A 20,689-nucleotide genomic window follows, 5' to 3' on the forward strand; every position below is an offset into this window, starting at 1 on the left:
GGCCGATGCGCATCAACCCGATATAATCTGATAGAGGCGTGATAATCTGTCATTTGGCAAGTCTTCCGAATAAACAATAAGCCGCTGACGATGAGAAACGACCCGAAGAGCAGGAGAGAGTGATGGGATATCCCGAGCTGAAATTCCTGATCGGTGGGGCATGGCGCACCGCCGCGGCCGGGGAAGAAGTGATCAATCCCTCGGACGGATCGGTGTTGGCATCGCTGCCGCATGCCGGCCGGACCGAGCTGGACGATGCCATCGCGGCGGCGGAAAAGGGCCTGAAGGCATGGCGCGAGGTGTCGCCGGCCGATCGCGAGAAAATCCTGCTGCGCGCCGCCGACCTGCTCGGCGAACGGCGTGAGCGCATTGCCCGTGCCATCGCGCTCGACCAGGGCAAGACGCTCGAGGAAGCACGCAGCGAGGTCGATATCGCCCGCGCGCGGATCGTGTGGGACGCGAGCGAAGGACGGCGGCTCTACGGCCGGATCATCCCGGCCCAGCCGGGGTTCCGCAAGATGGCATTGCGCTATCCGATCGGGATCGTCGCCGCGTTCACGCCGTGGAATTATCCGCTGGCCTCACCGACGCGGAAAGTAGCGGGGGCGCTGGCGGCGGGGTGTTCCATCATTCTGAAGGGCGCCGAGGAGACGCCATCCGGGCCGATGGCGCTGGTCGAGGCGTTCCATGATGCCGGCGTGCCGGAGGGCGTGGTCAATCTCGTGTTCGGCAAACCCGCGGAGATTTCCGACTATCTCATCGCGCATCCCGCGATCCGGCTGGTGACCTTCACCGGATCGGTGCCGGTGGGCAAGCATCTAGCCGAATTGTGCGGGCGGCACATGAAGCCGGCGATCATGGAGTTGGGCGGGAATTCGCCGGTGATCGTGTGGAAGGATGCCGATGTCGATACGCTGGGGACGCTGGCGGCCAGGGGCAAGTCGCGCAATGCCGGGCAGGTCTGCGTCTCGCCAACGCGATTCTTCGTGCATGATGCGGTGTATGAGCGGTTCGTCGAAAGCTTCGGCGCCGCCGCGTCCGCGCTACGCGCGGGCCCTGCGCTGGATGAGGAAGCCGAGATGGGGCCGCTGATCAACCAGCGCCGCATGACCGCGATCGAAGGATATGTGCATGATGCGCTGGAGCGCGGCGCCCGGCTGGCGAGCGGTGGGGTGCGCCAGGGGAATGAAGGGTTCGTCTATCCGCTGACGGTGATCGCCGATGTACCGGCTGACGCGCGCGCCATGGTGGAGGAGCCATTCGGGCCTTTGGCCTTGGTGAGTCGGGTGTCGGAGGTGGAGGAGGCGATCGCGCGGGCCAATGCGGTGGCGTTCGGCCTGGCCGCCTATGCCTTCACCGACTCGGCGAACGTGACGGCGAAGCTGATCGACGGGGTCGAGTGCGGGAGCCTGTCGATCAACCACTTCACCTCATCCTTCCCCGAGGTGCCGTTCGGGGGGATCAAGGATTCGGGATATGGCCGCGAGGGTGGATCCGAGGGGCTCGATGGCTACACATATGTGAAGGGCGTGACTCAACTGACAGTCTAATCCCTCTCCCAGCGGGAGAGGGAGGGGCCCATTGCGAAGCAATGGGAGGGTGAGGGCGACGGGCTGGCCCTGCCCTCAACCGCACCCCGCGCTGCTGCGCAGCTTGCCCCTCTCCTGAAAGGAGAGGGGAGGTAGTGTTAAAATCTCGGCTCGCGCTTTTCGCGGAACGCCGCATAACCCTCGGCGAATTCCGACGACACGAGGCACGCCGCCTGGTCGCGCGCTTCGCGGTCGAGTTGCAACACCTGCTCCGCATCGCCGCGCAGGCGCCGTTTCAGCCGGGCGAAGGCCCCCGGGGCAAGGCGGGCGAGCGCCTCCGCACGGGCGACCGCCTCTTCCATCACGCGAGCATCCTCGACGACCTGATCGGCAAGCCCGAGCGCCAGCGCCCGATCGGCCGCAACATTGCCACCCGCCGCGAACAGTTTCGTCGCCGCTTCCGCCCCGGCGCGGCGCGGGACCGTACCGGATAGACCCCAGTCCGGCACCAGCCCGAGCCGGATGAAGGGAAAACCGAACAGCGCCTTCTCCCCGATGATGATCTCGTCGCTGAGCAGGGCCAGGCCGGCCCCCGCGCCGATCGCGAAGCGCTCGACCGCGGCGACGACCGGCTTGGGATAGCTCCAGAGCAGCGACACCAGCCGGTGCCCCTCGCGCAGGCGCGCCAGCGCGGCGTCCTCGCCGATACCGACCAGGCTGGGCAGGTCGCCGCCCGCGCCGAACATGCCGCCGGTGCCGCCGATCACCAGCGCGCGGACTGCCGGATCGCTTTGGGCTGACGTCGCCGCCTCGATCAGGCCGGCGCGGACATCGGCGTCGATCGCGTTGCGCGCGTCGGGCCGGTCGATCAGGACGCGCAGGACGCCGGGCGTTGGCGTGTCGGTGCGGACGCTCATGCCGCCTGCTGGCCAAGCGGCAGGCCGAGCATGGCGCGGCGGCGCAGCCACAGGCTTGGGCGGTAGCGCGGATCGCCCGTCACCTTCTGCAGCGACTCCAGGATCGCCAGCACCCGCGCCGCGCCGATCCGGTCGCCAAGCGCCAGCGGCCCCATCGGATAGCCCAGCCCGATCCGCACCGCCGCGTCCACATCGTCGGGCGAGCCGATGCCGCGCTGGACGATCTCGCAGCCGGTGTTGACGATCATCGCCAGCACGCGCTGCGCGACGAAACCGGGGCTGTCGCCGATCACGCTGACCTTCGTGCCATCGCTGGCGAGCAGCGCGTGCGCGGCATCGACAATGGCCTGGCGCGTGATCGGCGACCCCATCAGGGTCCGGCGGCGGGCGAAATCGGTGATCGGGTCCATCGCGACCATACGTGTGGGATCGAGCCCGAGCCGGATCGCGGCCGAGGTCGTGTCCTCGCCCCAAAGCCCGAGCAGCAGGATCGGGCCGGACGGATCGTCGGGCCGGTCCGCCAGTGTGAAGCCGGCGTTGGTGGCAAGAGCGGTCAGTGCTTCCACGTCCACGCCTTCCCCGAGCCAGACCGGATGCCTGGCCTCAGGCACACCAGCTTCGGGTGGCTCCTCTCTCCGCCCATCCGCATAGGCGTAGAAACCGCGCCCGGTCTTGCGCCCGTACAGCCCGGCCGCGATTCGGGGCGGGATCAGTGCCGAGGGGCGATAGCGCGGGTCCTGCAGGAACTGGTCGTAGATCGATTGCATGACATGCCCGGAGACATCGAGCCCGGTCAGGTCGAGTAGTTCGAACGGGCCCATGCGGAATCCCATTCCCTCGCGCACGATACGGTCGACGCCGATATGGTCGGTCACGCCTTCCTCGACCACGCGCAGGCCCTCGGTATAGAGCGCGCGGCCGGCATGATTGACCAGGAAGCCGGGCTGGTCGGCGGCGGTGACGGCGCGGTGGCCGGCGCCTTCCACCAGTGCCTTCAGGCGATCGGTCATGATGGGCGTGGTCATCACGCCGGGGATGATTTCGGCGAGCTTCATCAGCGGCACGGGGTTGAAGAAGTGCAGTCCGGCGACTCGTTCGGGATGCGCGCATTTGGAAGCGATGGCGCTGATCAGCAGCGAGGAGGTGTTGCTGGCGAGAATGCACTCCGCGCCGACCAGCGTCTCCAGTTCGTCGAACAATTGCTGCTTTACGTCGAGCCGCTCGACAATCGCCTCGACCACCACCTCGCAGCCGGCGAGATCGGCAAGCGCGCTGCACGGGACGATCCGGTCCTTGATCGCCTCGCCGGCCATGGCGTCGATCGTGCCCTTGGTCACCTGTCGGTCGATCATGCCTGCGACGAAGCGGGCGGCCTCGGCCACCGCCTCCGGGCTGGCGTCGTAGAGTCGCAAATCGTGGCCTGCCTGGGCGAAGAGTTGGACGATGCCGCGCCCCATCACGCCGGTGCCGATGACGCCGATCACCGCCATGGTCAGTTCCCCCGCGCGAGCAGGCCGCGCGCGATCACCTGCGCCTGGATCTCGGCTGCTCCTTCGAAGATGTTGAGGATACGCGCGTCGCACAGCACCCGGCTGATCGGATATTCGAGCGCAAAGCCGTTGCCGCCATGGATCTGCAGCGCATTGTCGGCATTGCTCCACGCGACCCGGGCGGCAAGCAGCTTGGCCATGCCGGCATCGATATCGCAGCGCTTGCCTTCGTCCTTCTCGCGCGCGGCGACATAGGAGAGCTGGCGCGCGATCATCGTCTCCGCCGCCATCCAGCCGAGCTTGCCGGCGATGCGCGGGAAGGTGGCGATGGGCTCGCCGAACTGTATCCGGTCGGCGGCATAGGACAGGCCGAGTTCGAGCGCGTTCTGCGCCACGCCTACCGCGCGCGCCGCGGTCTGGATGCGCGCGCTCTCGAAGGTCTCCATCAGCTGCTTGAAGCCCTGGCCTTCGACCCCGCCGAGCAGCGCGCTCTCCGGCACCTCGAAATCCTCGAAGGCGATTTCATATTCCTTCATGCCGCGATAGCCGAGCACCTCGATCTCGCCGCCGCTCATCCCGGGCGCGGGGAAGGGGCTCGTATCGTCGCCGCGCGGCTTTTCCGCGAGTAGCATGGAAAGACCGCGATAGCCGGTCTGGGTGGGGTCGGTGCGGACCAGCAGGGTCATCAGGTCGCTGCGCGCACCATGGGTGATCCAGGTCTTGTTGCCGGTCACGCGCCACACCGGTTTGCCGGCGGCATTGGTCGCGCGGACGGCGCGGGTGCGCAACGAGGCGAGGTCGGATCCGACATTGGGCTCGGTGAACACCGCTGTCGGCAATATCTCGCCTGAGGCAAGGCGCGGCAGATAATGATCCTTCTGCGCTTCGGTACCGCCGAGCCGGATCAGCTCCGCCGCGATCTCGGACCGGGTGCCGAGCGAGCCGACGCCGATATAACCGCGCGAGAGTTCTTCGGAGACGAGGCACATGGCGAGCTTGCCCAGGCCCGAGCCGCCATAGCTTTCCGGCACGGTCAGGCCGAAAACGCCCATGCCCGCCATCGCGATGACCACATCCAGCGGGATATAGACATTGTCGAGATGCCATTGGTGCGCGTGCGGCGCGACCTTGTCCTCGACGAAACGCGAGAACTGGTCGGCCATCATGTCGAGCACCTCGTCGCCCAGCGCCCGGTCCGGCCCTGCGCCGATGCCAAGCAACGCCGCGATGCGGGTGCGGGCGTCGCTGCCACCGGCTGCGATCAGGGTGCGGCAGGCCGGGTCGGCGAGACAGGCGGCTGCTTCCTCTTCGAGTCCGAAATCGCCCGGTCGGACCATTTCGACCTGGCTCATCGGAATGCCGCCCCCGATCTGCGCGAGATATTCGGCGAAGCCGCAGACCAGGATCAGCCGCTCGACCTCGCGGAGCGGCCGTTCCGCCGTCAGCCGCTCGGCCCAACCAAGCAGGGCGCGCAGTGCCGCCTCATAGGTGGCGACCCAGGCCAGGCCATGCGCCGCATGCTGATGGCGGTTGAGCAGGGCGGCATCGATCTTGCCGTCCGCCGACACGCGTTCTTCCACTGCGATACGCACCGATGCGAGATAGCGACCGACCGCGCGCAACGCGGCGACGCAATCGGCGAGCACAAGGCCGTCCCGATCCCGAACCTCGGCCTCCATCAGGAGCCGCGGGCTTCCCGCCTCCGGCGCTGGCGTTCGCGCCATGCGGTCATCAGGCGCTTGGGTTCGTCGGTGGTGTGGGCGCGGCCGACCGCGCGGACCCCCGCCTGCACCGCGTCGCTGATCGACATCTGTTCCCAGTCACGACACAATTCCTTCTGGATGCGGATCGCGCGCGGCCCCGCCTCGCAGATCGCCCGTACCCAGGTCTCAGTCTGCCGGTCGAGGTCTTCGGGGGCAACCAGCTTCTCGACATAGCCGAAATGATAGGCCTCCTCGGCGGAGATCATCTCGCCGGTGAAGACCAGCTCCATCGCCTTGCCCCAGCCGACCAGCCGCGGAATCAGGCACGCCTCCATGCCCGAGGGCACACCGTACTTCACCTCGGGCATGCCGAAGCGCGCCCGGGTGGTGGCGACGCGCATGTCGCAGGAGGTGGCGATCTCCATGCCGGCGCCTAGGCAATAGCCGTCGATCCGGGCGATCACCGGCACCGGCATGCGGCGCATGCTGTCGCAGGCGTGGTGCGTGGTCTTGCTGCCCGTTTCGGCCACGACGTGATCGGGGAATTCGGACATCTGGCCGATATTGGCGCCCCCGATGAAATCCTCGCCCGCGCCGGTCAGCACGGCACAGCGCAGCTCCGGCTCGGTCGCGAGTTCGGTCATGATCTTCGCCAGAAGCGCGCGGCCTTCGACGGGAAGGGCGTTCTTCTTGGCGACATTGTTGACGGTGACATAAGCGACCCAGCCGCCCTCGGCACGATCTTCGCGGCGGACGAGGATCAGGTCTTCCCGCTCGAATTCGTGGGTTGCCACCGATGCCATGCTCACTCCCCCGGACATTCGCGCAAGTCGGGAACCGCTGGTCGATGCCGTGCGATGCCGCGCTGTTCGTCGCTCCAATCCGCCGGTTTCGGGACGATCAACAAGCCAATTTTCCTGCCCGTTTGATGAGGCCAACTCATGCCGGAGCCGGCGGCATCGCCGGCGAAGGCAGTTGCATGCAAGGGATGCGGGATGCATTCTGTCATGCAGCACATTTCGTGACGGGAGAAGCGCTTGGGATCGATCCCGCACAGGACGATGGCGGAACAGAACCGCTGGCTGGCGGGCGCTGTCGAGGCGGTGATCGATCCTGCGCGGCGGATCGTCGATGCGCATCATCATCTCTGGTGGCGCCCGCCCGAGGCGTATCAATTGCCTGAGCTGATGGCCGATCTGGATTCGGGCCATGACGTGTGTGCATCCGTCTTCGTTCAATGCAACGCGATGTACCGTGCAGACGGCCCCGAGGAGATGCGACCGGTCGGCGAGACCGACTATGTGAACGACATGGCGGCGACCGGCGCGAGCGGCCAGTACGGCGATCGGCGGCCCTGCGCCGGGATCGTGGGCTATGCCGATCTGCGGCTGGGCGATGCGGTGGCCCCGGTGCTCGAGGCGCATGTCGCGGCCGGGGACGGGCGCTTCAGGGGCATCCGCCAGCAGGCGCAATGGGACGCGAAGGTCGGCGCGCTCGCGAAGATCACGCCCCCCCGCTATTTGCTCGCCGACAGCGCGTTTCGGCGCGGCTTTGCCCGGCTCGCACCGCTCGGGCTCAGCTTCGATGCCTGGGTCTATTTCACCCAGCTCGATGAGGTGGCGGCGCTGGCCGCCGCCTTTCCGGACACGCCGATCATCCTCGACCATATCGGCGCGCCGCTTGGCGTCGGCCCCTATGCGAAACAGCGCAAGGCAGTGTTCGAGACGTGGCGGGAGGGGATCAACCTGCTGGCACGGCACGCCGGGGTGACGGTCAAGCTCGGCGGGCTCGGCATGGCAGCCTATGGTTTCAGCTTCGAGGCCCGCGAGCACCCGCCTTCGTCCGAGGAACTGGCCCAGGCCTGGGGGCCATACATCATCCATTGCATCGAGGCGTTCGGCCCCGATCGTTGCATGTTCGAAAGCAATTTCCCGGTCGACCGGCAGAGCTGCAGCTACCGGACCCTGTGGAACGCGTTCAAGCGCATCGCGGCCGACTGTTCGGAAACCGAGAAGGATGCGCTGTTCCGCGGCACGGCAACGCGGGTCTACCGGCTCGAGTATGATCTCGGGTCGGAGGGCGGCGACAAATAATCGTGCGGAGCGGCGAGGTGGCCCCGCCTAGATTGCGGGGCACATGGGAGAGGGACACATGGCCTCCATACTCGAAGCCCCGACGGCGCCGGCCGATGCCGCCGCAACCGCTTTCTTTGGCTCAGGCGCGACAAAGCTGCTGATCGGCGGCGAATGGGTCGCTGCGCGATCCGGCGAGACCTTTTCGGCAGTCGATCCAGCCACCGGCAAGATGCTCGGCGAGTCGGCGGCGGGCGACAAGACGGATGTCGATGCGGCGGTCGTTGCGGCGCGGGCGGCGTTCGACCAACCGAGCTGGGCCGGCATGTCGCCGCACGAGCGATCCCGCCTGTTGCTGCGCATCGCCGACAGGATCGAGGCGCATCAGGAGGAGCTGGCGCAGATCGAATCGCGCAACAACGGCGCGCCGCTCACCATCGCCCGCGCGCTGGTCGCGGGGGTGGTCGAGACCTTCGTCTATTATGCCGGCTGGCCGACCAAGATCTATGGCGAGACCAACCCGTCCGCTGGCGGTATGCTCAACTATACCTTGCGCGAACCGGTGGGCGTGTGCGGCCATATCGTGCCGTGGAACGGGCCGCTCGGCAGCGCCGCGTGGAAGATCGCGCCCGCCCTGGCATGCGGCAACACCGTGATCCTCAAGCCCGCGGAACAGACCCCGCTCAGCTCGATCCGGCTTGGCGAGTTGCTGCTCGAGGCGGATGTGCCGCCGGGCGTCGTCAACATCGTCACTGGCCTCGGCCATACCGCGGGCGCCGCGATCGCCGAACATCCGGGCGTGGACAAGGTCGGCTTCACCGGGTCGACCGAAGTGGGCAAGAAGATCCTCATTGCCTCGGCCGGGAACCTCAAGCGGGTGACGCTGGAACTGGGCGGCAAATCGCCCAACATCGTCTTTCCCGATGCCGATCTCGATGCCGCCGCGGCAACGACCGCGCAGGGTTTCTGCTTCCTCTCGGGCCAGATCTGCGTCGCCGCCTCGCGTATCCTGGTCCATCGCAGCGTGCATGACGATTTCGCCCGGAAGCTCGCGGCACAGGTGCGGGCGTTCAGCGTCGGCGATCCGTTCGATCCAGCGACGATGATGGGGCCGGTCGTATCGCGTGAGCAGTTCGATCGGGTAACCTCCTATTTCGATATCGGCCGCGCCGACGGGGCCCAACTGCTGACCGGCGGTATAGCGCTCGACCGTCCGGGATTCTTCGTCGAGCCGACCATCTTCGCCAATGCCGACAACCGCATGCGCATCGCCCGCGAAGAGGTGTTCGGTCCGGTCACCGTGCTGATCCCGTTCGACGACGAGGCGGAGGCGATCCGCATCGCCAACGATACGGAGTTCGGGCTGGCTGCGGCGGTCTGGACTCGCGATCTCGGCCGCGGCCACCGGGTGGCGAAGGCGCTCCGGGCCGGCACGGTGTGGATCAACACCTATCTCCATGTCGATCTGATCTCGCCCTTTGGCGGCTATCGCCAATCGGGCATCGGACGCGAACTGGGGCGGCAATCGATCGATGCCTATACCGAGGTGAAGTCGGTCTATGCGCGGATCGACTGAACGCCGCAGAAAGCCATCTGGCGCCACGAATTTTCGTTAAGTATTTGATTGTTAATCACAATATACGGTCTGAAAATGTCAGCTAACTGCATGACATTTTCAACAGTCGTCGGTCGTCCCGGTTCGATTCAACCCGCCGCTTGCGCCAGAACCTTGCGCGCCTGATTGAGATGCGGCTGGTCGATCATCTTGCCGTCGAGCTTCAAGGCTCCCGCGCCGGGATTGGCGGCGAAGGCCTCCACCACTGCCCGGGCATGCGCGATCTCGGCCTCGTTCGGGCTGAAGCCGGCGTTGATCGTCTCGACCTGCGCCGGGTGGATCGCCATCATGCCGGTAAAGCCGTCGCGCCGGCCACGCGCGACATAGGCGGCGAGGCCATCGGTGTCGGCGATGTTGGGATAGACCGTCTCGATCGCCGCCACCGCTGCGGCATGCGCCCCGAACAGGGTCAGCGCGCGGACCATCTCATAGGGCGCGGTATAACTCCCGTCCGGGTTGCGCGAGCTGGTCGCGCCGATCGCGGCGGGCAGGTCCTCGGCGCCCCAGGTCAGGCCGGCGAGATGAGCCGCGACCTCGCCATAGGTGGAGAGCTGGAACACGGCGGCGGCGGTCTCGCTGGCGATCGGCAGGATCGGCGGGGTCGAGCCACCGGCAAGGTCGATCAGCGCGCGGACCGACGGGGCACCCTCCGCCTTCGGCAGCACGATCCCGTCGGGCCCGGCGGGCAGGATCGCGGCCAGATCGGCAGGGGTCTCGTCGCCAAGCGGATTGATGCGGACGAAGCAGGGCAGGGTGCGTCCGTCCTTCAGCCACGCAGCGATAGCCACGCGCGCCTCGGGCTTCTTTTCGACCGACACCGAATCCTCGAGATCGAGGATCAGCGCGTCGGCGCCGCTCGCCGCCGCCTTGGCGAAGCGATCGGGGCGATCCCCGGGGACGAACAGCAGCGACCGGAGCTTCATTGTCTCACCTTCATCGACACATCTCATTGCCGCTCTGGCACATGCACGACGATTCCGTCCATGGCAGCGGTCAGCGTGATCTGACAGCTTAGCCGGCTGGTGGCGCGGCGTTCGGCCTCGGCCGCGTCGAGCATCTCGTCCTCGTACGGCGACATGGGTGGCAGGGCGCTCACCCATTCCGCCGCGACATAGACATGGCAGGTCGCGCAGCGGCACGATCCACCGCACCGCGCGAGGATGCCCGGCACACGCCCCTCGGTCGCGGCGATCATGACGCTGTCACCGACATCGCCCGCGATCCTCCTGCGCGTGCCGTCGATCGCAACGAACTCGATTTCCGGCATGCCGCCTCCGCTTCTGACTCGCGATTGATGGACGCGGGCACAGGCCGTCGCACGATGAAAAATTGGCAAAGCCGCGGGAAATTTTCTCCGCAGCCGCGACAGGCGCGATCCGACCTCGCATAAGGACCCACGTGGATATCGAGCATCTCAAGTCATGGATCGGTCGTGAGGAGCGGGCCGTCGACCAGGCCTCGCCGGCACCGCTGGCCGGCCTTGCCGCGCTGCTCGACCATGAGGCGCAGCCCCCCGGAGAGGTGCCGCCGCTCGGTCACTGGCTCTATTTCCTGCCGCACGCGCGCCAGTCCGCCATCGACGTCGATGGGCATCCAAAGCGCGGCGACTTCCTTCCGCCGGTGCCGCTCCCCCGGCGGATGTGGGCCGCAGGCGAGATAGTCTTCCACGCGCCAATCCGCATCGGAGCGTCGATCGAACGCGTATCGACCGTCGCCGACGTGACGGCGAAGACCGGATCGAGCGGCGAGATGGTCTTCGTCACGGTACGCCATGCGATACGCTGCGACGGCGTGCTGGTCATCGAGGAGCGGCAGGACCTGGTCTATCGCGGGGACGGTAGTGCCGCCGCGTCGCCGCCGGTGGAAGCGCGCGACGCAGAGGCCACTCGCATCGTCACGCCCGATCCCGTCGCGCTGTTCCGCTATTCGGCGCTGACCTTCAACGGGCACCGCATCCATTATGACCGCGGTTATGCGCGGGACGTGGAGGGCTATCCGGGGTTGGTCGTTCACGGCCCCTATGCCGCGACCCTGCTGATGGATCACTTCCTGTGCGAGACACCCGGCGCCCGGGTGAAACGCTTCGCTTTCCGTGCGCGCCGGCCGCTGTTCGATACCGCGCCCTTCTCATTGAACCTCAAGCGGACGGAGCGCGGCGCCGAGGTCTGGACCGCTGACGCGGCCGGTCAGCCGGCGATGACCGGGATCATCGAAACGGGAGAATGACTGTGCGCGACGTGGTGATTTGCGAGCCGTTGAGGACGCCGGTCGGCCGCTTTGGCGGCGTGTTCAAGACGCTCAGTGCACACGAGCTTGGCGCGATCGTCGTGCGTGGGCTGCTCGACCGGACCGGCCTGCCGGCCGGAGAGGTCGAGGATGTCCTGTTCGCGCAGTGCTATCCCACAATGGACGCGCCGGCGCTCGGCCGGGTGGTCGCGCTGAACGCCGGGCTGCCGATCGAGGTCGGCGGGCTGCAGATCGACCGGCGTTGCGGATCGGGGCTTCAGGCAGTGATCTATGCCGCGATGCAGGTCGCGACTGGCGGGTCGGACCTGGTGCTCGCGGGCGGCGCTGAATCGATGAGCAACGCGCCCTTCTATTCCACCGCGCTTCGCTGGGGCGCGACCGGCGACGGGATGAAGTTCGACGATGCCCTGGCGCGAGGCCGGATCACCGCAGGCGGCGCCCATTATCCGGTGCCCGGCGGCATGCTGGAAACCGCCGAGAATCTCCGCCGTGACTATGCGGTGCCGCGCGTGGAGCAGGATGCTTTCGCCGCGGAATCGCATCGCCGCGCGGTGGCGGCGCAGGATAGCGGCGTGTTTGCCGAGGAGATCGTGCCGGTCGCCGTGAAGACTCGCAAGGAAGAGATGCTGGTCGAGTTGGATGAGCATCCGCGCCGCGGCGTGACCGCGGAATCGCTCGCGTCGTTGAAACCGATCCTCGGCGCGAAGGATGCCGAGGCGACGGTGACCGCAGGCAATGCCAGCGGGCAGAATGACGGCGCCTCGGTGGCGATCGTGACCACGGTGGAGAAGGCGGCGGCGCTTGGCCTCAGGCCGTTCGCGCGGCTCGTCTCATGGGCCGTCGCAGGCGTACCGCCAAAGACCATGGGCATCGGGCCGGTGCCCTCGGTCGCCAAGGCGCTCGATCGCGCCGGCCTGACCCTCGCTGACATCGACCTGATCGAACTCAACGAGGCATTCGCCGCGCAGGTGCTCGCCTGCACCCGTGAATGGAAGTTCGGCGCTAGCGATTTCGAGCGGATGAACGTCCATGGCTCGGGCATCTCGCTCGGCCATCCGGTCGGCGCGACCGGCGGGCGGATCATGGCGACCCTGTTACGCGAGATGGACCGGCGCGGTGCGCGCTACGGCGTGGAGACGATGTGCATCGGCGGCGGGCAGGGGCTGGCGGCGGTGTTCGAGCGCCGCTCCGGGTGACCGTGCACGGCCGCGGCAGGCTGGCGGCGTTCACCGTCGGGCTTGCCGTGACCATGTCGGTGCTCGACGGCGTGATGCTCAACATCGCGCTGCCGTCGATCGCCGGGCAGCTCGGGGTCGGGCCGGCTGAGGCGATCTGGGTGGTCAATGCCTATCAGCTCGCCGTCGCGCTGGTGCTGCTGCCGATCGGCAAGGCAGCCGACATTTATGGCCATGCGCGGCTTTATCTCGGCTGCATCGCGCTGTTCGGGGTGGCATCGCTCGGCTGCGCGATGGCGGACGATCTCTGGTCGCTCGCGGCGTGGCGCTTCGTCCAGGGCTGCGGCGGGGCGGGCATCATGGGCGTGACCAATGCGATGCTGCGCTTCGTCTATCCGCCGCAGAAATTGTCGCGCGGCATCAGCGTCAACAGCCTGCTCGTCGCCCTCGCCCTGGCCGGCGGGCCGAGCTTCGCCTCGCTCGTCGTGTCGCTGGCGAACTGGCGCTGGCTGTTCATCGTCAACCTGCCGGTGACCTTGCTGTTGCTTGCGATCGGCATCGCCTCACTGCCCAAGGCGGCCGAGCGCAATGGCGAGCGGCTCGACGCGGTGAGCGTGGCGCTGAGCATGGCGACCTTCGGGCTTGTTCTGCTCGCGCTCGATGCCGTTGCGCATCGCGACGGGGCGGGGGTGCCGCTCGCGCTTGGGACAAGCGGCCTCGTCGCCGGCACTCTGCTGCTCTGGCGCCAGACGGGCATGGCGATGCCGCTGCTGCCGGTCGACTTGTTGCGCACCCGGCGCTTCGGCCTGTCGGTCGGCACGGTGTTCGCGGCCTCGGCGGCGCAGCTGCTCGCTTATGTCGTGCTGCCCTTCCACTTCCGGCAGGATCTGGGGCGGACCCAGATCGAGACCGGCCTGCTGTTCCTGCCCTGGCCGTTGATGCTCGCGGCGGTGGCGCCCTTTGGGGGATGGCTCGGGAACCGGATCGAGACCGGGCCCCTTTGTGCGATCGGGCTGGCGATCTTCGGCGGCGGGCTATTGTCGCTCGCCTTGATTCAACCGGGCGCCGGCGTGTGGGATATCGCGTGGCGGATGGGGTTGTGCGGGTTCGGCTACGGAATCTTTCAGCCGCCGAGCAGCAAGGCGGTGATCCTGGCGAGCCCGATCGAACGGAGCGGCAGCGCAAGCGTGATGGGGGCGACGGCACGGGTGCTGGGGCAGGCGAGCGGCGCCGCGGTGGCGGCGCTGATGTTTCGCCTGCTGCCGGCGGAGGGGCGAGTCGTCGCGCTGCTCGTGGCGGCGCTGTTCGCCGTGGCCGGGATCGTCACCAGCCTGTCGCGCGGCCCTCAGCCATTGGCGGCGCGCAGCACCGGATAGGCTTCCTCGCCATGATCGAGCTCATTCAACTGGTCGAGCAGCCAGTCCCGGAAGATCGCGACATGATCGGCATTGCGCCGCTCGCGCGAGACCGTGAGGTAATAGCCCCGGTCGCGCTTCAGCACCGTCTCGAACGGCGCGATCAGCTGGCCATTGGCGATCTCGTTCTGAAAATAGGCCCGCTGCGCCATCGCGATGCCGACGCCGGAGATCGCCGCCTGGTTGGCGACGCTGAGTTCGTCGAACACCAGATTGTCGTGCGGCACCAGTTCAGGATGGCCCGCCGCGGCGAGCCAGTCGGCCCAGTCGTGGCGCCGCCCGTCATGATGCAGCAGCACCTGCTTCTCGAGGTCGGCGAAGCTCATCGTCGTGGCGCCGGGTTCGAGCAGCTTCGGGCTGCACACCGGGCGAAGCTCCTCACGGAACAGCAAAGTGCTGTCGAAACCCTGCCAATGGCCATGCCCATAGCGCAGCCGCACATCGACCTGCTCGCGGTTGAAATCGGTGCTGTCGGTGGCCGAGATCAGGCGGACCTTGATGTTGGGATGCTTGACCTGGAAATCCGGGAGCTTCGGGATCAGGAAGCCGATCATGAAGCTGGTATAGGTCCACACCGTCAGCACATGCGATGTCTTGGAGCCGACAAACTCGTCGGTCGCATCGGCGAGCTGGACGAAGATGTCGGTCAGCTTGTGCGCAAGGACGCGGCTCTTCGGCGTCAGTTCGAGCCCGTTGCCGAGCCGCTTGAACAGCGGCACGCCGTAGTAATCCTCGAGCGTCTTCACCGCGCGGCTGATCGCGCCCTGAGTCACGCAGAGCTCGTCGGCGGCGATGGTGAAGCTCATATGGCGCGCGGCCACTTCGAAGGCGCGCAACGGGTTGAGCGGGCCGGTACGGCGGACTGCGCGTCGAACGACGGACATTCTCTCATCCTCTCATGGCTATATTTTATTTGAATGGGGTTCTAACAGCATTCTATACGAATATCCAGCATGCAACCCGACATTCAGCACAGAATGACCGGGAGGACACACTGCCCATGACGGTAAGTCATGGCACGAGGAGAGCCGGATGGAGCGCTTGAGCGGGCGAGTGGCGATGGTGACGGGCGGTGCCAACGGCATCGGCCGGGGCTGCGCCTTGCGGCTTTCGTCGGAAGGTGCGGCGCTCGCGGTGATCGATCGCGAGGAAGATACGCTCGCCGCGCTCAAGGCCGAGGTCGAGGCGGCGGGCGGCACGATCCTGGTGCGCGCGGCCGACTGCACCGATCCGCAGGCGGCGTGGGATTTCGTCGCCGAGGCGGAAGCGCGGTTCGGCAGGATCGACGTACTGATCAACAATGTCGGCCAGGGCGCCCGCGAGCGGAAATCGCGCTTCCTGGTTTCCGATGAAGAGGTGTGGCGCTTCGTGATCGAGCTCAACCTGTTCACGACAATGCGTTTCTCCCGCGCGGTCGCGCCTGGCATGGTCGCGCGAAAATATGGGCGGATCATCAACATGGCGTCGGAGGCGGCGCTGACCGGCCCGATCGGCAGCCATGATTACAGCGCGGCCAAGGCCGGGATCATCGGCTTCACCCGGGCGGTAGCGCGGGAACTGGCGCCCGACGGGGTGACGGTCAATGCGCTCTGCCCAGGGCCGATCCTGACGCGGGCGCTGACCACCAGCACCGACCCGGTCGTGGCGGAGAGCATGGCGCAGATCCCGGTCGGTTTCGTCGGCGAGCCTGAGGATGTCGCGGCGATGGCGGCGCTGCTGGCGAGCGACGAGGGCCGGTTCATCACCGGCCAGTCGATCGTGGTGAATGGCGGGCGCTGGTGGGTTTGATGCGCTTCCCCACATCGTCATGCCGGACTTGTTCCGGCATCCATGGTTCCGCGAGAGCTGCAGGATCTGAGGTCACGAGGCAGTACGCCCGTCCCCGTTCGTTTCGAGCGAAGTCGAGAAACAGCCCGAAGCGCGAGGTCTCGGCTTCTCGACTTCGCTCGAAGCGAACGGCGTGGGTTTTGTTCGTGGGACACAGCACATGATGTTGCTCGAACATGACGCGAAGACCTTGCTCGCCGAACTCGGCCTGCCGGTCCCGTATGGGCAACTGGTCCGCGTCGGCGAAGCCGTCGACGCGACCTCCGGCGCGGTGAAGGCCCAGGTTCCGGTCGGCGGCCGCGGCAAGGTGGGCGGCATCAAGGTGTCGCGCGACGCGGCGGCGGTGCGTGCCGGGCTCGCCGCGATCCTCGGCATGACCATTCGCGGCCACAGGGTTGCGGCCTGCCGGGTCGAGGAACTCGTCGACTACCAGGCCGAGGCCTATCTCAGTTTCACCCTCGACGCCGGGCCGGCGATGGTCCGCGTGATGATGTCGCCGCAGGGCGGCGTCGATATCGAGGAGGCGCACGACGACCTGATCGGCGAGAGCGTCACGCTCGACCCGGCGGCAATGCGCGATGCGGTGGAGCGACTGTCGGCAGCGCTGCCTGATGCGGTGCGAGGTCCGATGCGCGAGGCGGCCGAGGCGCTGATCCCCGCCTTCTTCGAATACGAAGCGTTACTGCTCGAGATCAACCCGCTCTTCATCCGTGCCGATGGCAGCTGGATCATCGGCGACACCAAATTGGCGATCGACGAGAACGCACTGGAACGCCGGCCACGGCTGGTACGCGTGATCGAGGAAAACGCCGATCTCTACCCAGAAGCCGCACTGAAGCTGGCGCAGGGTTTCGATTTCGTCCGGCTCGACCCGCGAGGCGATATCGGGCTGATCACCACCGGTGCGGGGCTCAGCATGCAGTTGATCGATGAGCTGGTCGCGCGTGGGCGCAGCCCGTTCAACTTCTGCGACATTCGCACCGGCCAATTCAAAGGCGACCCTGCCCGGCTGATCCAGGTGATGGAGTGGATCGCGGAGGGCCCCAACATCAAGTCGGTGCTCATCAACTTCTTCGCCGGCCACACCCATCTTGGCGACATAGCCCGGCTGCTGATCCAGGCGATCGCAGCGGTGCCGCAGCTGAAGGCGCCGATTACCGCGCGCTTCATCGGCAATGGGCTCGAGGAAGCGCGGGCGATCATCGCCGAGGCGGGCAACCCGATCACGATCGAAACCGACCTGGAGCGCGCGATCGATCTCGCCATCGAACGTGCGGCTGCGGAGACGGCCGATGCATGAGCCCTTCCTCAGGCCCGACGCGCCCGTCATCGTCCAGGGTATGACCGGCCGGGCAGGGCGCACGCACACTTTGTCGATGCGCGCCTACGGCACCAACATCGTCGGCGGGGTCAGCCCGCGCGACGAGGATGTCGGCGGTATCCCCGTCTTCCGCACTTGCGCCGAGGCGGTCGCCGCGACAGGCGCGGTGGCGAGCGTCGCCATCGTCCCGCCGCTTGCCGTGCTGCCTGCGATCCTCGACGCGATCGCCGCCGGCATCCGAACGGTGGTGACGATTACCGAGGGCATGCCGATCCACGATGCCGTGAAGGCGAAGCACGCGGTCGCGGCGGCCGGCGCGCGCTGGATCGGCGCCTCGACCCCGGGCATCGCGATTCCCGGCACGATGAAGCTGGGCTTCCTCCCCGACGTCTCGCTCGCGCCCGGCCGGCTCGGCGTGATGGCGAAGAGCGGCACGCTTTCCTATGAGGTCTGCCACCGTCTCGTCGCGCGCGGGCTTGGCCAGAGCCTGTGGGTCGGGGTCGGCGGCGATCCGGTCAAGGGCACGCGCTTCGCCGACATGCTGCCGCACTTCGCGCAGGATGAAGGCACTGACGCGCTGGTCATTATCGGCGAGATCGGCGGCAATGAGGAAGAGGAACTGGCGGCGGCGATCCGCGATCAGGGCTTCGCGAAACCCGTCTATGCGCTGGTCGCCGGCCAGGCGGCGCGCGAAGGCGTAACGATGGGCCATGCCGGCGCGCTGATCCACGGCGATGTCGGCACGGTGGAAAGCAAGAGCGCCGCGTTGCGCGGCGCGGGCGCGCTGGTGTTCACGCGGATCCAGGATCTGGTGGAGGCGGTGACCGCAGGCTGAGCCCGTTCGAATGTCTCCTCCAACCTGCTCCGCCCATGGCATCCGCACCATGAATGATGCACACAGCGGCCTGTGGGAGATATCGGAGACGATCCGGACAATGACCTGGTCGCCGCCGCCAGTGGCGGCGATCGCGACGCGTTCGGCGCGCTGCTCCAGCGCCACTATAACCGCATCCACGGCCTCGCCTGGCAGTTGACCGGATCGCGCGCCGACGCTGACGATATCGCGCAGGACGTCTGCTGTACCCTGGTCGAGAAGATCGGCGGCTTTCGCGGCGAAGCGAAGTTCACCACCTGGCTGTGCGGCATCGTGGTCAATGCCTGTCGCGACCAGAAGCGCCGGCGTCGATCCTTTCTCGGCTTCACCGAACGGCTCGGCGTCCTGACCGGGCTCACGCGCGGACCGGACGGGCGCGATCTTCACGATGCGATGTGGGTGAAGAGCGCCGTCGCGCGACTGAAGCCGGCCTATCGCGATGCCGTGGTGCTCGTCGCCGGCCAGCAACTCAGCCATGCCGAGGCGGCCGAGATATTGGGCGTAGCGGAATCGACCATCTCCTGGCGGATGCACGAGGTGCGGCGGTTGCTCGCGACCGAGGTACCCGAGGGCGGCTGACCGGCGCGGCGGCTTTCCAAAAAATAATTTCAGGGGCTCCCAAGGATATCCCGGCGAGCGGCGTCGAAGGGACATGCGGACGATCGTGCGCCGCTGTCACCAGGGAGAGTCTTCATGCCCCGCCTACACCCGGCCGCCGTTAGCGGCCTGACCGCCATGCTCCTCGCCTCCTGCGCCGGATCGAGCGTCGAGACGGCTGGCCCGCCCGCGACTCCGCCTGCCCCCGAGGGAAACGATATCGTCGTCACCGGAACGCGCGTTGACTCATCCGCCTTCGCCCAGGGGCAGAGCAGCCCCGTTGCCGTGACCGACAGGTCGGCGATGATCGCGCCACCCCCGCCGCCTCCACCCCCACCGCCCCCCTCTCCGCAGCCGGTACCGGTGGCGCCCCCCATGGCGGGCAAGATGATGGCCTCGCGCGCTTACGTCCCGATGGCGGAGGAGCGTTTCCGCATGCCGTCGCCCGTTTATCAGGATGTCGGACGCGACAAGTTTACCGCCACGACGGAGAATCCCTTCAAGGTCGTGCGCGAGGAGCCGGTCTCGACCTTCTCGATCGATGTCGACACCGCGTCCTATTCCTTCGTCCGTGCCTCGCTCAACCGCAACGTCCTGCCCCAGCCGGCGGCGGTGCGGACCGAGGAGATGGTCAATTATTTCCCCTATAGCTATGCGAGCGCGCGCTCCGCGGATCAGCCGTTCAGCACCAATGTGGCCGTCTTCCCCAGCCCCTGGACGGAGGGACGCAAGCTCGTCCGCATCGGCATCCGCGGTTATGAGATTCAGCGCGAGACGCGACCGCGCGCCAATCTCGTCTTCCTGATCGACACCTCGGGGTCGATGAACGCCCCCAACAAATTGCCCCTGGTAAAGCAGTCGCTGGCCATGCTGCTCGATCAGCTCGACGCCAATGATCGGGTCTCGATCGTCACCTATGCCGGCTCGGCGGGTACCGCGCTGGAGCCGACCCGCGCAAGCGAGAAGGGCAGCATCCTCGCGGTGATCGACCGGCTCGGCGCGGGCGGCAGCACTGCGGGCGCCGAGGGCATCCGCCAGGCCTATGCGCTGGCGGAGGCCAATCTCGATCCCAGGGGCGTCAACCGGGTGATCCTGGCGACCGACGGCGATTTCAATGTCGGCATCACCAACCAGGACGAGCTGAAGGGCTATGTCGAGCGCGAGCGCGGCAAGGGCATTTTCCTGTCCGTGCTCGGCTTCGGCATGGGCAATTACAACGACGCGCTGATGCAGGCGCTGGCGCAGAACGGCAATGGCGCCGCCGCCTATATCGACACGGTCAGCGAGGCGCGGAAGACCCTGGTCGACGAGGCGACCTCGACCCTGTTCCCGATCGCCAAGGACGTGAAGATCCAGGTCGAGTTCAACCCCGCCACCGTCGCCGAATATCGCCTGATCGGCTACGAGACGCGCATGCTCAATCGCGAGGATTTCGAGAATGACAAGGTCGATGCGGGTGACGTAGGGTCGGGCCAGACGGTGACCGCGATCTATGAGGTGGTGCCGGTCGGCGGCCCGCGCAGCATCGGTGACCTGCGCTATTCCCAGCCTGCACCGGTCGCCGCGCGGGTGGCGCCGCGGGGCAGCGAATATGGCTTCGTCAAGATCCGCTACAAGCTGCCTAAATCGGATACGAGCCGGCTGATCTCGACGCCGATCGACCGCGCGTCCGAGGTGTTGCGATTCGAGGATGCGCCGCGCGATGCGCGCTTCGCGACCGGGGTCGCCGCCTTTGCCGAGCTGCTGCGCGGCGGCAAGAATAACGGATCGATGACGTATGACGATGTGCTGCGGATCGTCACCGCGACGCGCGGCGAGGATGATTTCGGCTATCGTACCGAGTTCGTCCAGCTCGTCCGCGCGGCAAAGTCGGCCGGGGCGCTCGCCCGGCTGGAGCGCTAGGGTCG

At 67.1% G+C, this 20,689-nt stretch carries 18 protein-coding genes; 11 read left to right on the plus strand and 7 right to left on the minus strand.

The window, feature by feature from the left end:
• Positions 1-122: 122 nt before the first annotated feature.
• Positions 123-1,550, plus strand: coding sequence for an NAD-dependent succinate-semialdehyde dehydrogenase (locus AC1RT8_RS11170; RefSeq protein ID WP_493075714.1), 1,428 nt, complete (start codon positions 123-125; stop codon positions 1,548-1,550).
• A gap of 137 nt (positions 1,551-1,687) precedes the next feature.
• Here the strand turns inward: AC1RT8_RS11170 and AC1RT8_RS11175 are convergent, their stop codons facing one another.
• The 4 genes from AC1RT8_RS11175 to AC1RT8_RS11190 are packed head-to-tail and all read right to left on the minus strand — an operon-like array spanning position 1,688 to position 6,442.
• The gene (locus tag AC1RT8_RS11175; RefSeq protein ID WP_493075715.1) at positions 1,688-2,446 is read right to left on the minus strand and encodes an enoyl-CoA hydratase/isomerase family protein; all 759 of its coding nucleotides are present in this window, start codon (positions 2,444-2,446) and stop codon (positions 1,688-1,690) included.
• Positions 2,443-3,936: a 3-hydroxyacyl-CoA dehydrogenase gene (locus AC1RT8_RS11180; protein ID WP_493075716.1), complete on the minus strand. Its 1,494-nt coding sequence runs from the start codon at positions 3,934-3,936 to the stop codon at positions 2,443-2,445. Before AC1RT8_RS11180 ends, AC1RT8_RS11175 begins: the two co-directional genes overlap by 4 nt.
• Positions 3,937-3,938: 2 nt before the next feature.
• Positions 3,939-5,615: an acyl-CoA dehydrogenase family protein gene (locus tag AC1RT8_RS11185; protein WP_493075717.1), complete on the minus strand. Its 1,677-nt coding sequence runs from the start codon at positions 5,613-5,615 to the stop codon at positions 3,939-3,941.
• On the minus strand, positions 5,615-6,442 hold the full coding sequence (locus tag AC1RT8_RS11190; RefSeq protein WP_493075718.1) for an enoyl-CoA hydratase-related protein: 828 nt from the start codon (positions 6,440-6,442) through the stop codon (positions 5,615-5,617). Before AC1RT8_RS11190 ends, AC1RT8_RS11185 begins: the two co-directional genes overlap by 1 nt.
• Positions 6,443-6,676: 234 nt before the next feature.
• On the opposite strand from AC1RT8_RS11190, the gene AC1RT8_RS11195 reads away from it, so the two are divergent.
• Together AC1RT8_RS11195 and AC1RT8_RS11200 are read left to right on the plus strand one after the other, a co-directional pair.
• Positions 6,677-7,732, plus strand: a complete 1,056-nt coding sequence (locus AC1RT8_RS11195; RefSeq protein ID WP_493075719.1) for an amidohydrolase family protein — start codon at positions 6,677-6,679, stop codon at positions 7,730-7,732.
• Positions 7,733-7,790: 58 nt separating this feature from the next.
• Positions 7,791-9,287 carry an aldehyde dehydrogenase family protein gene (locus tag AC1RT8_RS11200; RefSeq protein ID WP_493075721.1) on the plus strand — a complete coding sequence of 499 codons (1,497 nt, stop codon included), beginning with the start codon at positions 7,791-7,793 and terminating at the stop codon, positions 9,285-9,287.
• A gap of 128 nt (positions 9,288-9,415) precedes the next feature.
• On the opposite strand, the gene AC1RT8_RS11205 is transcribed toward AC1RT8_RS11200, so the two are convergent.
• Entirely contained in the window at positions 9,416-10,249 is an 834-nt protein-coding gene (locus AC1RT8_RS11205; RefSeq protein WP_493075722.1) for an HpcH/HpaI aldolase/citrate lyase family protein, read from the minus strand.
• Between the two features lie 23 nt (positions 10,250-10,272).
• Entirely contained in the window at positions 10,273-10,593 is a 321-nt protein-coding gene (locus AC1RT8_RS11210) for a 2Fe-2S iron-sulfur cluster-binding protein (RefSeq protein ID WP_493075723.1), read from the minus strand.
• A gap of 131 nt (positions 10,594-10,724) precedes the next feature.
• Between AC1RT8_RS11210 and AC1RT8_RS11215 the strand changes: the two genes are divergently transcribed.
• Genes AC1RT8_RS11215 through AC1RT8_RS11225 form a run of 3 tightly spaced genes read left to right on the plus strand, consistent with a single transcriptional unit; the run spans position 10,725 to position 14,124 of the window.
• The gene (locus AC1RT8_RS11215; protein ID WP_493075724.1) at positions 10,725-11,552 is read left to right on the plus strand and encodes an HTD2 family dehydratase; all 828 of its coding nucleotides are present in this window, start codon (positions 10,725-10,727) and stop codon (positions 11,550-11,552) included.
• Positions 11,549-12,769 carry an acetyl-CoA C-acetyltransferase gene (locus tag AC1RT8_RS11220; RefSeq protein WP_493075725.1) on the plus strand — a complete coding sequence of 407 codons (1,221 nt, stop codon included), beginning with the start codon at positions 11,549-11,551 and terminating at the stop codon, positions 12,767-12,769. Before AC1RT8_RS11215 ends, AC1RT8_RS11220 begins: the two co-directional genes overlap by 4 nt.
• On the plus strand, positions 12,766-14,124 hold the full coding sequence (locus tag AC1RT8_RS11225; RefSeq protein ID WP_493075726.1) for an MFS transporter: 1,359 nt from the start codon (positions 12,766-12,768) through the stop codon (positions 14,122-14,124). Before AC1RT8_RS11220 ends, AC1RT8_RS11225 begins: the two co-directional genes overlap by 4 nt.
• Here AC1RT8_RS11225 and gcvA read toward each other — a convergent pair.
• Complete coding sequence (gene gcvA / locus AC1RT8_RS11230) at positions 14,094-15,047, minus strand: transcriptional regulator GcvA (protein WP_493075727.1); 954 nt, start codon at positions 15,045-15,047, stop codon at positions 14,094-14,096. The two genes, AC1RT8_RS11225 and gcvA, sit on opposite strands and share 31 nt — an antisense overlap.
• Before the next feature lie 148 nt (positions 15,048-15,195).
• On the opposite strand from gcvA, the gene AC1RT8_RS11235 reads away from it, so the two are divergent.
• The 5 genes from AC1RT8_RS11235 (at position 15,196) to AC1RT8_RS11255 (ending at position 20,684) form a co-directional block, all read left to right on the plus strand.
• Complete coding sequence (locus tag AC1RT8_RS11235) at positions 15,196-15,951, plus strand: SDR family NAD(P)-dependent oxidoreductase (protein ID WP_493075728.1); 756 nt, start codon at positions 15,196-15,198, stop codon at positions 15,949-15,951.
• A 199-nt stretch (positions 15,952-16,150) separates the two neighbouring features.
• Positions 16,151-17,290: an ATP-grasp domain-containing protein gene (locus AC1RT8_RS11240; RefSeq protein WP_493075729.1), complete on the plus strand. Its 1,140-nt coding sequence runs from the start codon at positions 16,151-16,153 to the stop codon at positions 17,288-17,290.
• Positions 17,283-18,146, plus strand: a complete 864-nt coding sequence (locus AC1RT8_RS11245) for a succinate--CoA ligase subunit alpha (protein WP_493075730.1) — start codon at positions 17,283-17,285, stop codon at positions 18,144-18,146. The genes AC1RT8_RS11240 and AC1RT8_RS11245 overlap by 8 nt, the downstream gene beginning before the upstream one ends.
• 72 nt (positions 18,147-18,218) lie before the next feature.
• Positions 18,219-18,764: an RNA polymerase sigma factor gene (locus AC1RT8_RS11250; protein WP_493075731.1), complete on the plus strand. Its 546-nt coding sequence runs from the start codon at positions 18,219-18,221 to the stop codon at positions 18,762-18,764.
• A gap of 114 nt (positions 18,765-18,878) precedes the next feature.
• Positions 18,879-20,684: a vWA domain-containing protein gene (locus tag AC1RT8_RS11255; protein WP_493075732.1), complete on the plus strand. Its 1,806-nt coding sequence runs from the start codon at positions 18,879-18,881 to the stop codon at positions 20,682-20,684.
• Positions 20,685-20,689 lie beyond the last annotated feature (5 nt).

The organism is Sphingomonas sp. GW821-FHT10F11 (genome assembly GCF_058809095.1).

What these genes read in the sequence shown, in the direction of transcription:
- AC1RT8_RS11170 (WP_493075714.1), top strand. Translation starts at nt 123, where the DNA reads ATGGGATATCCCGAGCTGAAATTCCTGATCGGTGGGGCATGGCGCACC.
- AC1RT8_RS11175 (WP_493075715.1), bottom strand. Translation starts at nt 2,446, where the DNA reads ATGAGCGTCCGCACCGACACGCCAACGCCCGGCGTCCTGCGCGTCCTG.
- AC1RT8_RS11180 (WP_493075716.1), bottom strand. Translation starts at nt 3,936, where the DNA reads ATGGCGGTGATCGGCGTCATCGGCACCGGCGTGATGGGGCGCGGCATC.
- AC1RT8_RS11185 (WP_493075717.1), bottom strand. Translation starts at nt 5,615, where the DNA reads ATGGAGGCCGAGGTTCGGGATCGGGACGGCCTTGTGCTCGCCGATTGC.
- AC1RT8_RS11190 (WP_493075718.1), bottom strand. Translation starts at nt 6,442, where the DNA reads ATGGCATCGGTGGCAACCCACGAATTCGAGCGGGAAGACCTGATCCTC.
- AC1RT8_RS11200 (WP_493075721.1), top strand. Translation starts at nt 7,791, where the DNA reads ATGGCCTCCATACTCGAAGCCCCGACGGCGCCGGCCGATGCCGCCGCA.
- AC1RT8_RS11205 (WP_493075722.1), bottom strand. Translation starts at nt 10,249, where the DNA reads ATGAAGCTCCGGTCGCTGCTGTTCGTCCCCGGGGATCGCCCCGATCGC.
- AC1RT8_RS11210 (WP_493075723.1), bottom strand. Translation starts at nt 10,593, where the DNA reads ATGCCGGAAATCGAGTTCGTTGCGATCGACGGCACGCGCAGGAGGATC.
- AC1RT8_RS11220 (WP_493075725.1), top strand. Translation starts at nt 11,549, where the DNA reads ATGACTGTGCGCGACGTGGTGATTTGCGAGCCGTTGAGGACGCCGGTC.
- gcvA (WP_493075727.1), bottom strand. Translation starts at nt 15,047, where the DNA reads ATGTCCGTCGTTCGACGCGCAGTCCGCCGTACCGGCCCGCTCAACCCG.
- AC1RT8_RS11235 (WP_493075728.1), top strand. Translation starts at nt 15,196, where the DNA reads ATGGAGCGCTTGAGCGGGCGAGTGGCGATGGTGACGGGCGGTGCCAAC.
- AC1RT8_RS11240 (WP_493075729.1), top strand. Translation starts at nt 16,151, where the DNA reads ATGATGTTGCTCGAACATGACGCGAAGACCTTGCTCGCCGAACTCGGC.
- AC1RT8_RS11245 (WP_493075730.1), top strand. Translation starts at nt 17,283, where the DNA reads ATGCATGAGCCCTTCCTCAGGCCCGACGCGCCCGTCATCGTCCAGGGT.
- AC1RT8_RS11255 (WP_493075732.1), top strand. Translation starts at nt 18,879, where the DNA reads ATGCCCCGCCTACACCCGGCCGCCGTTAGCGGCCTGACCGCCATGCTC.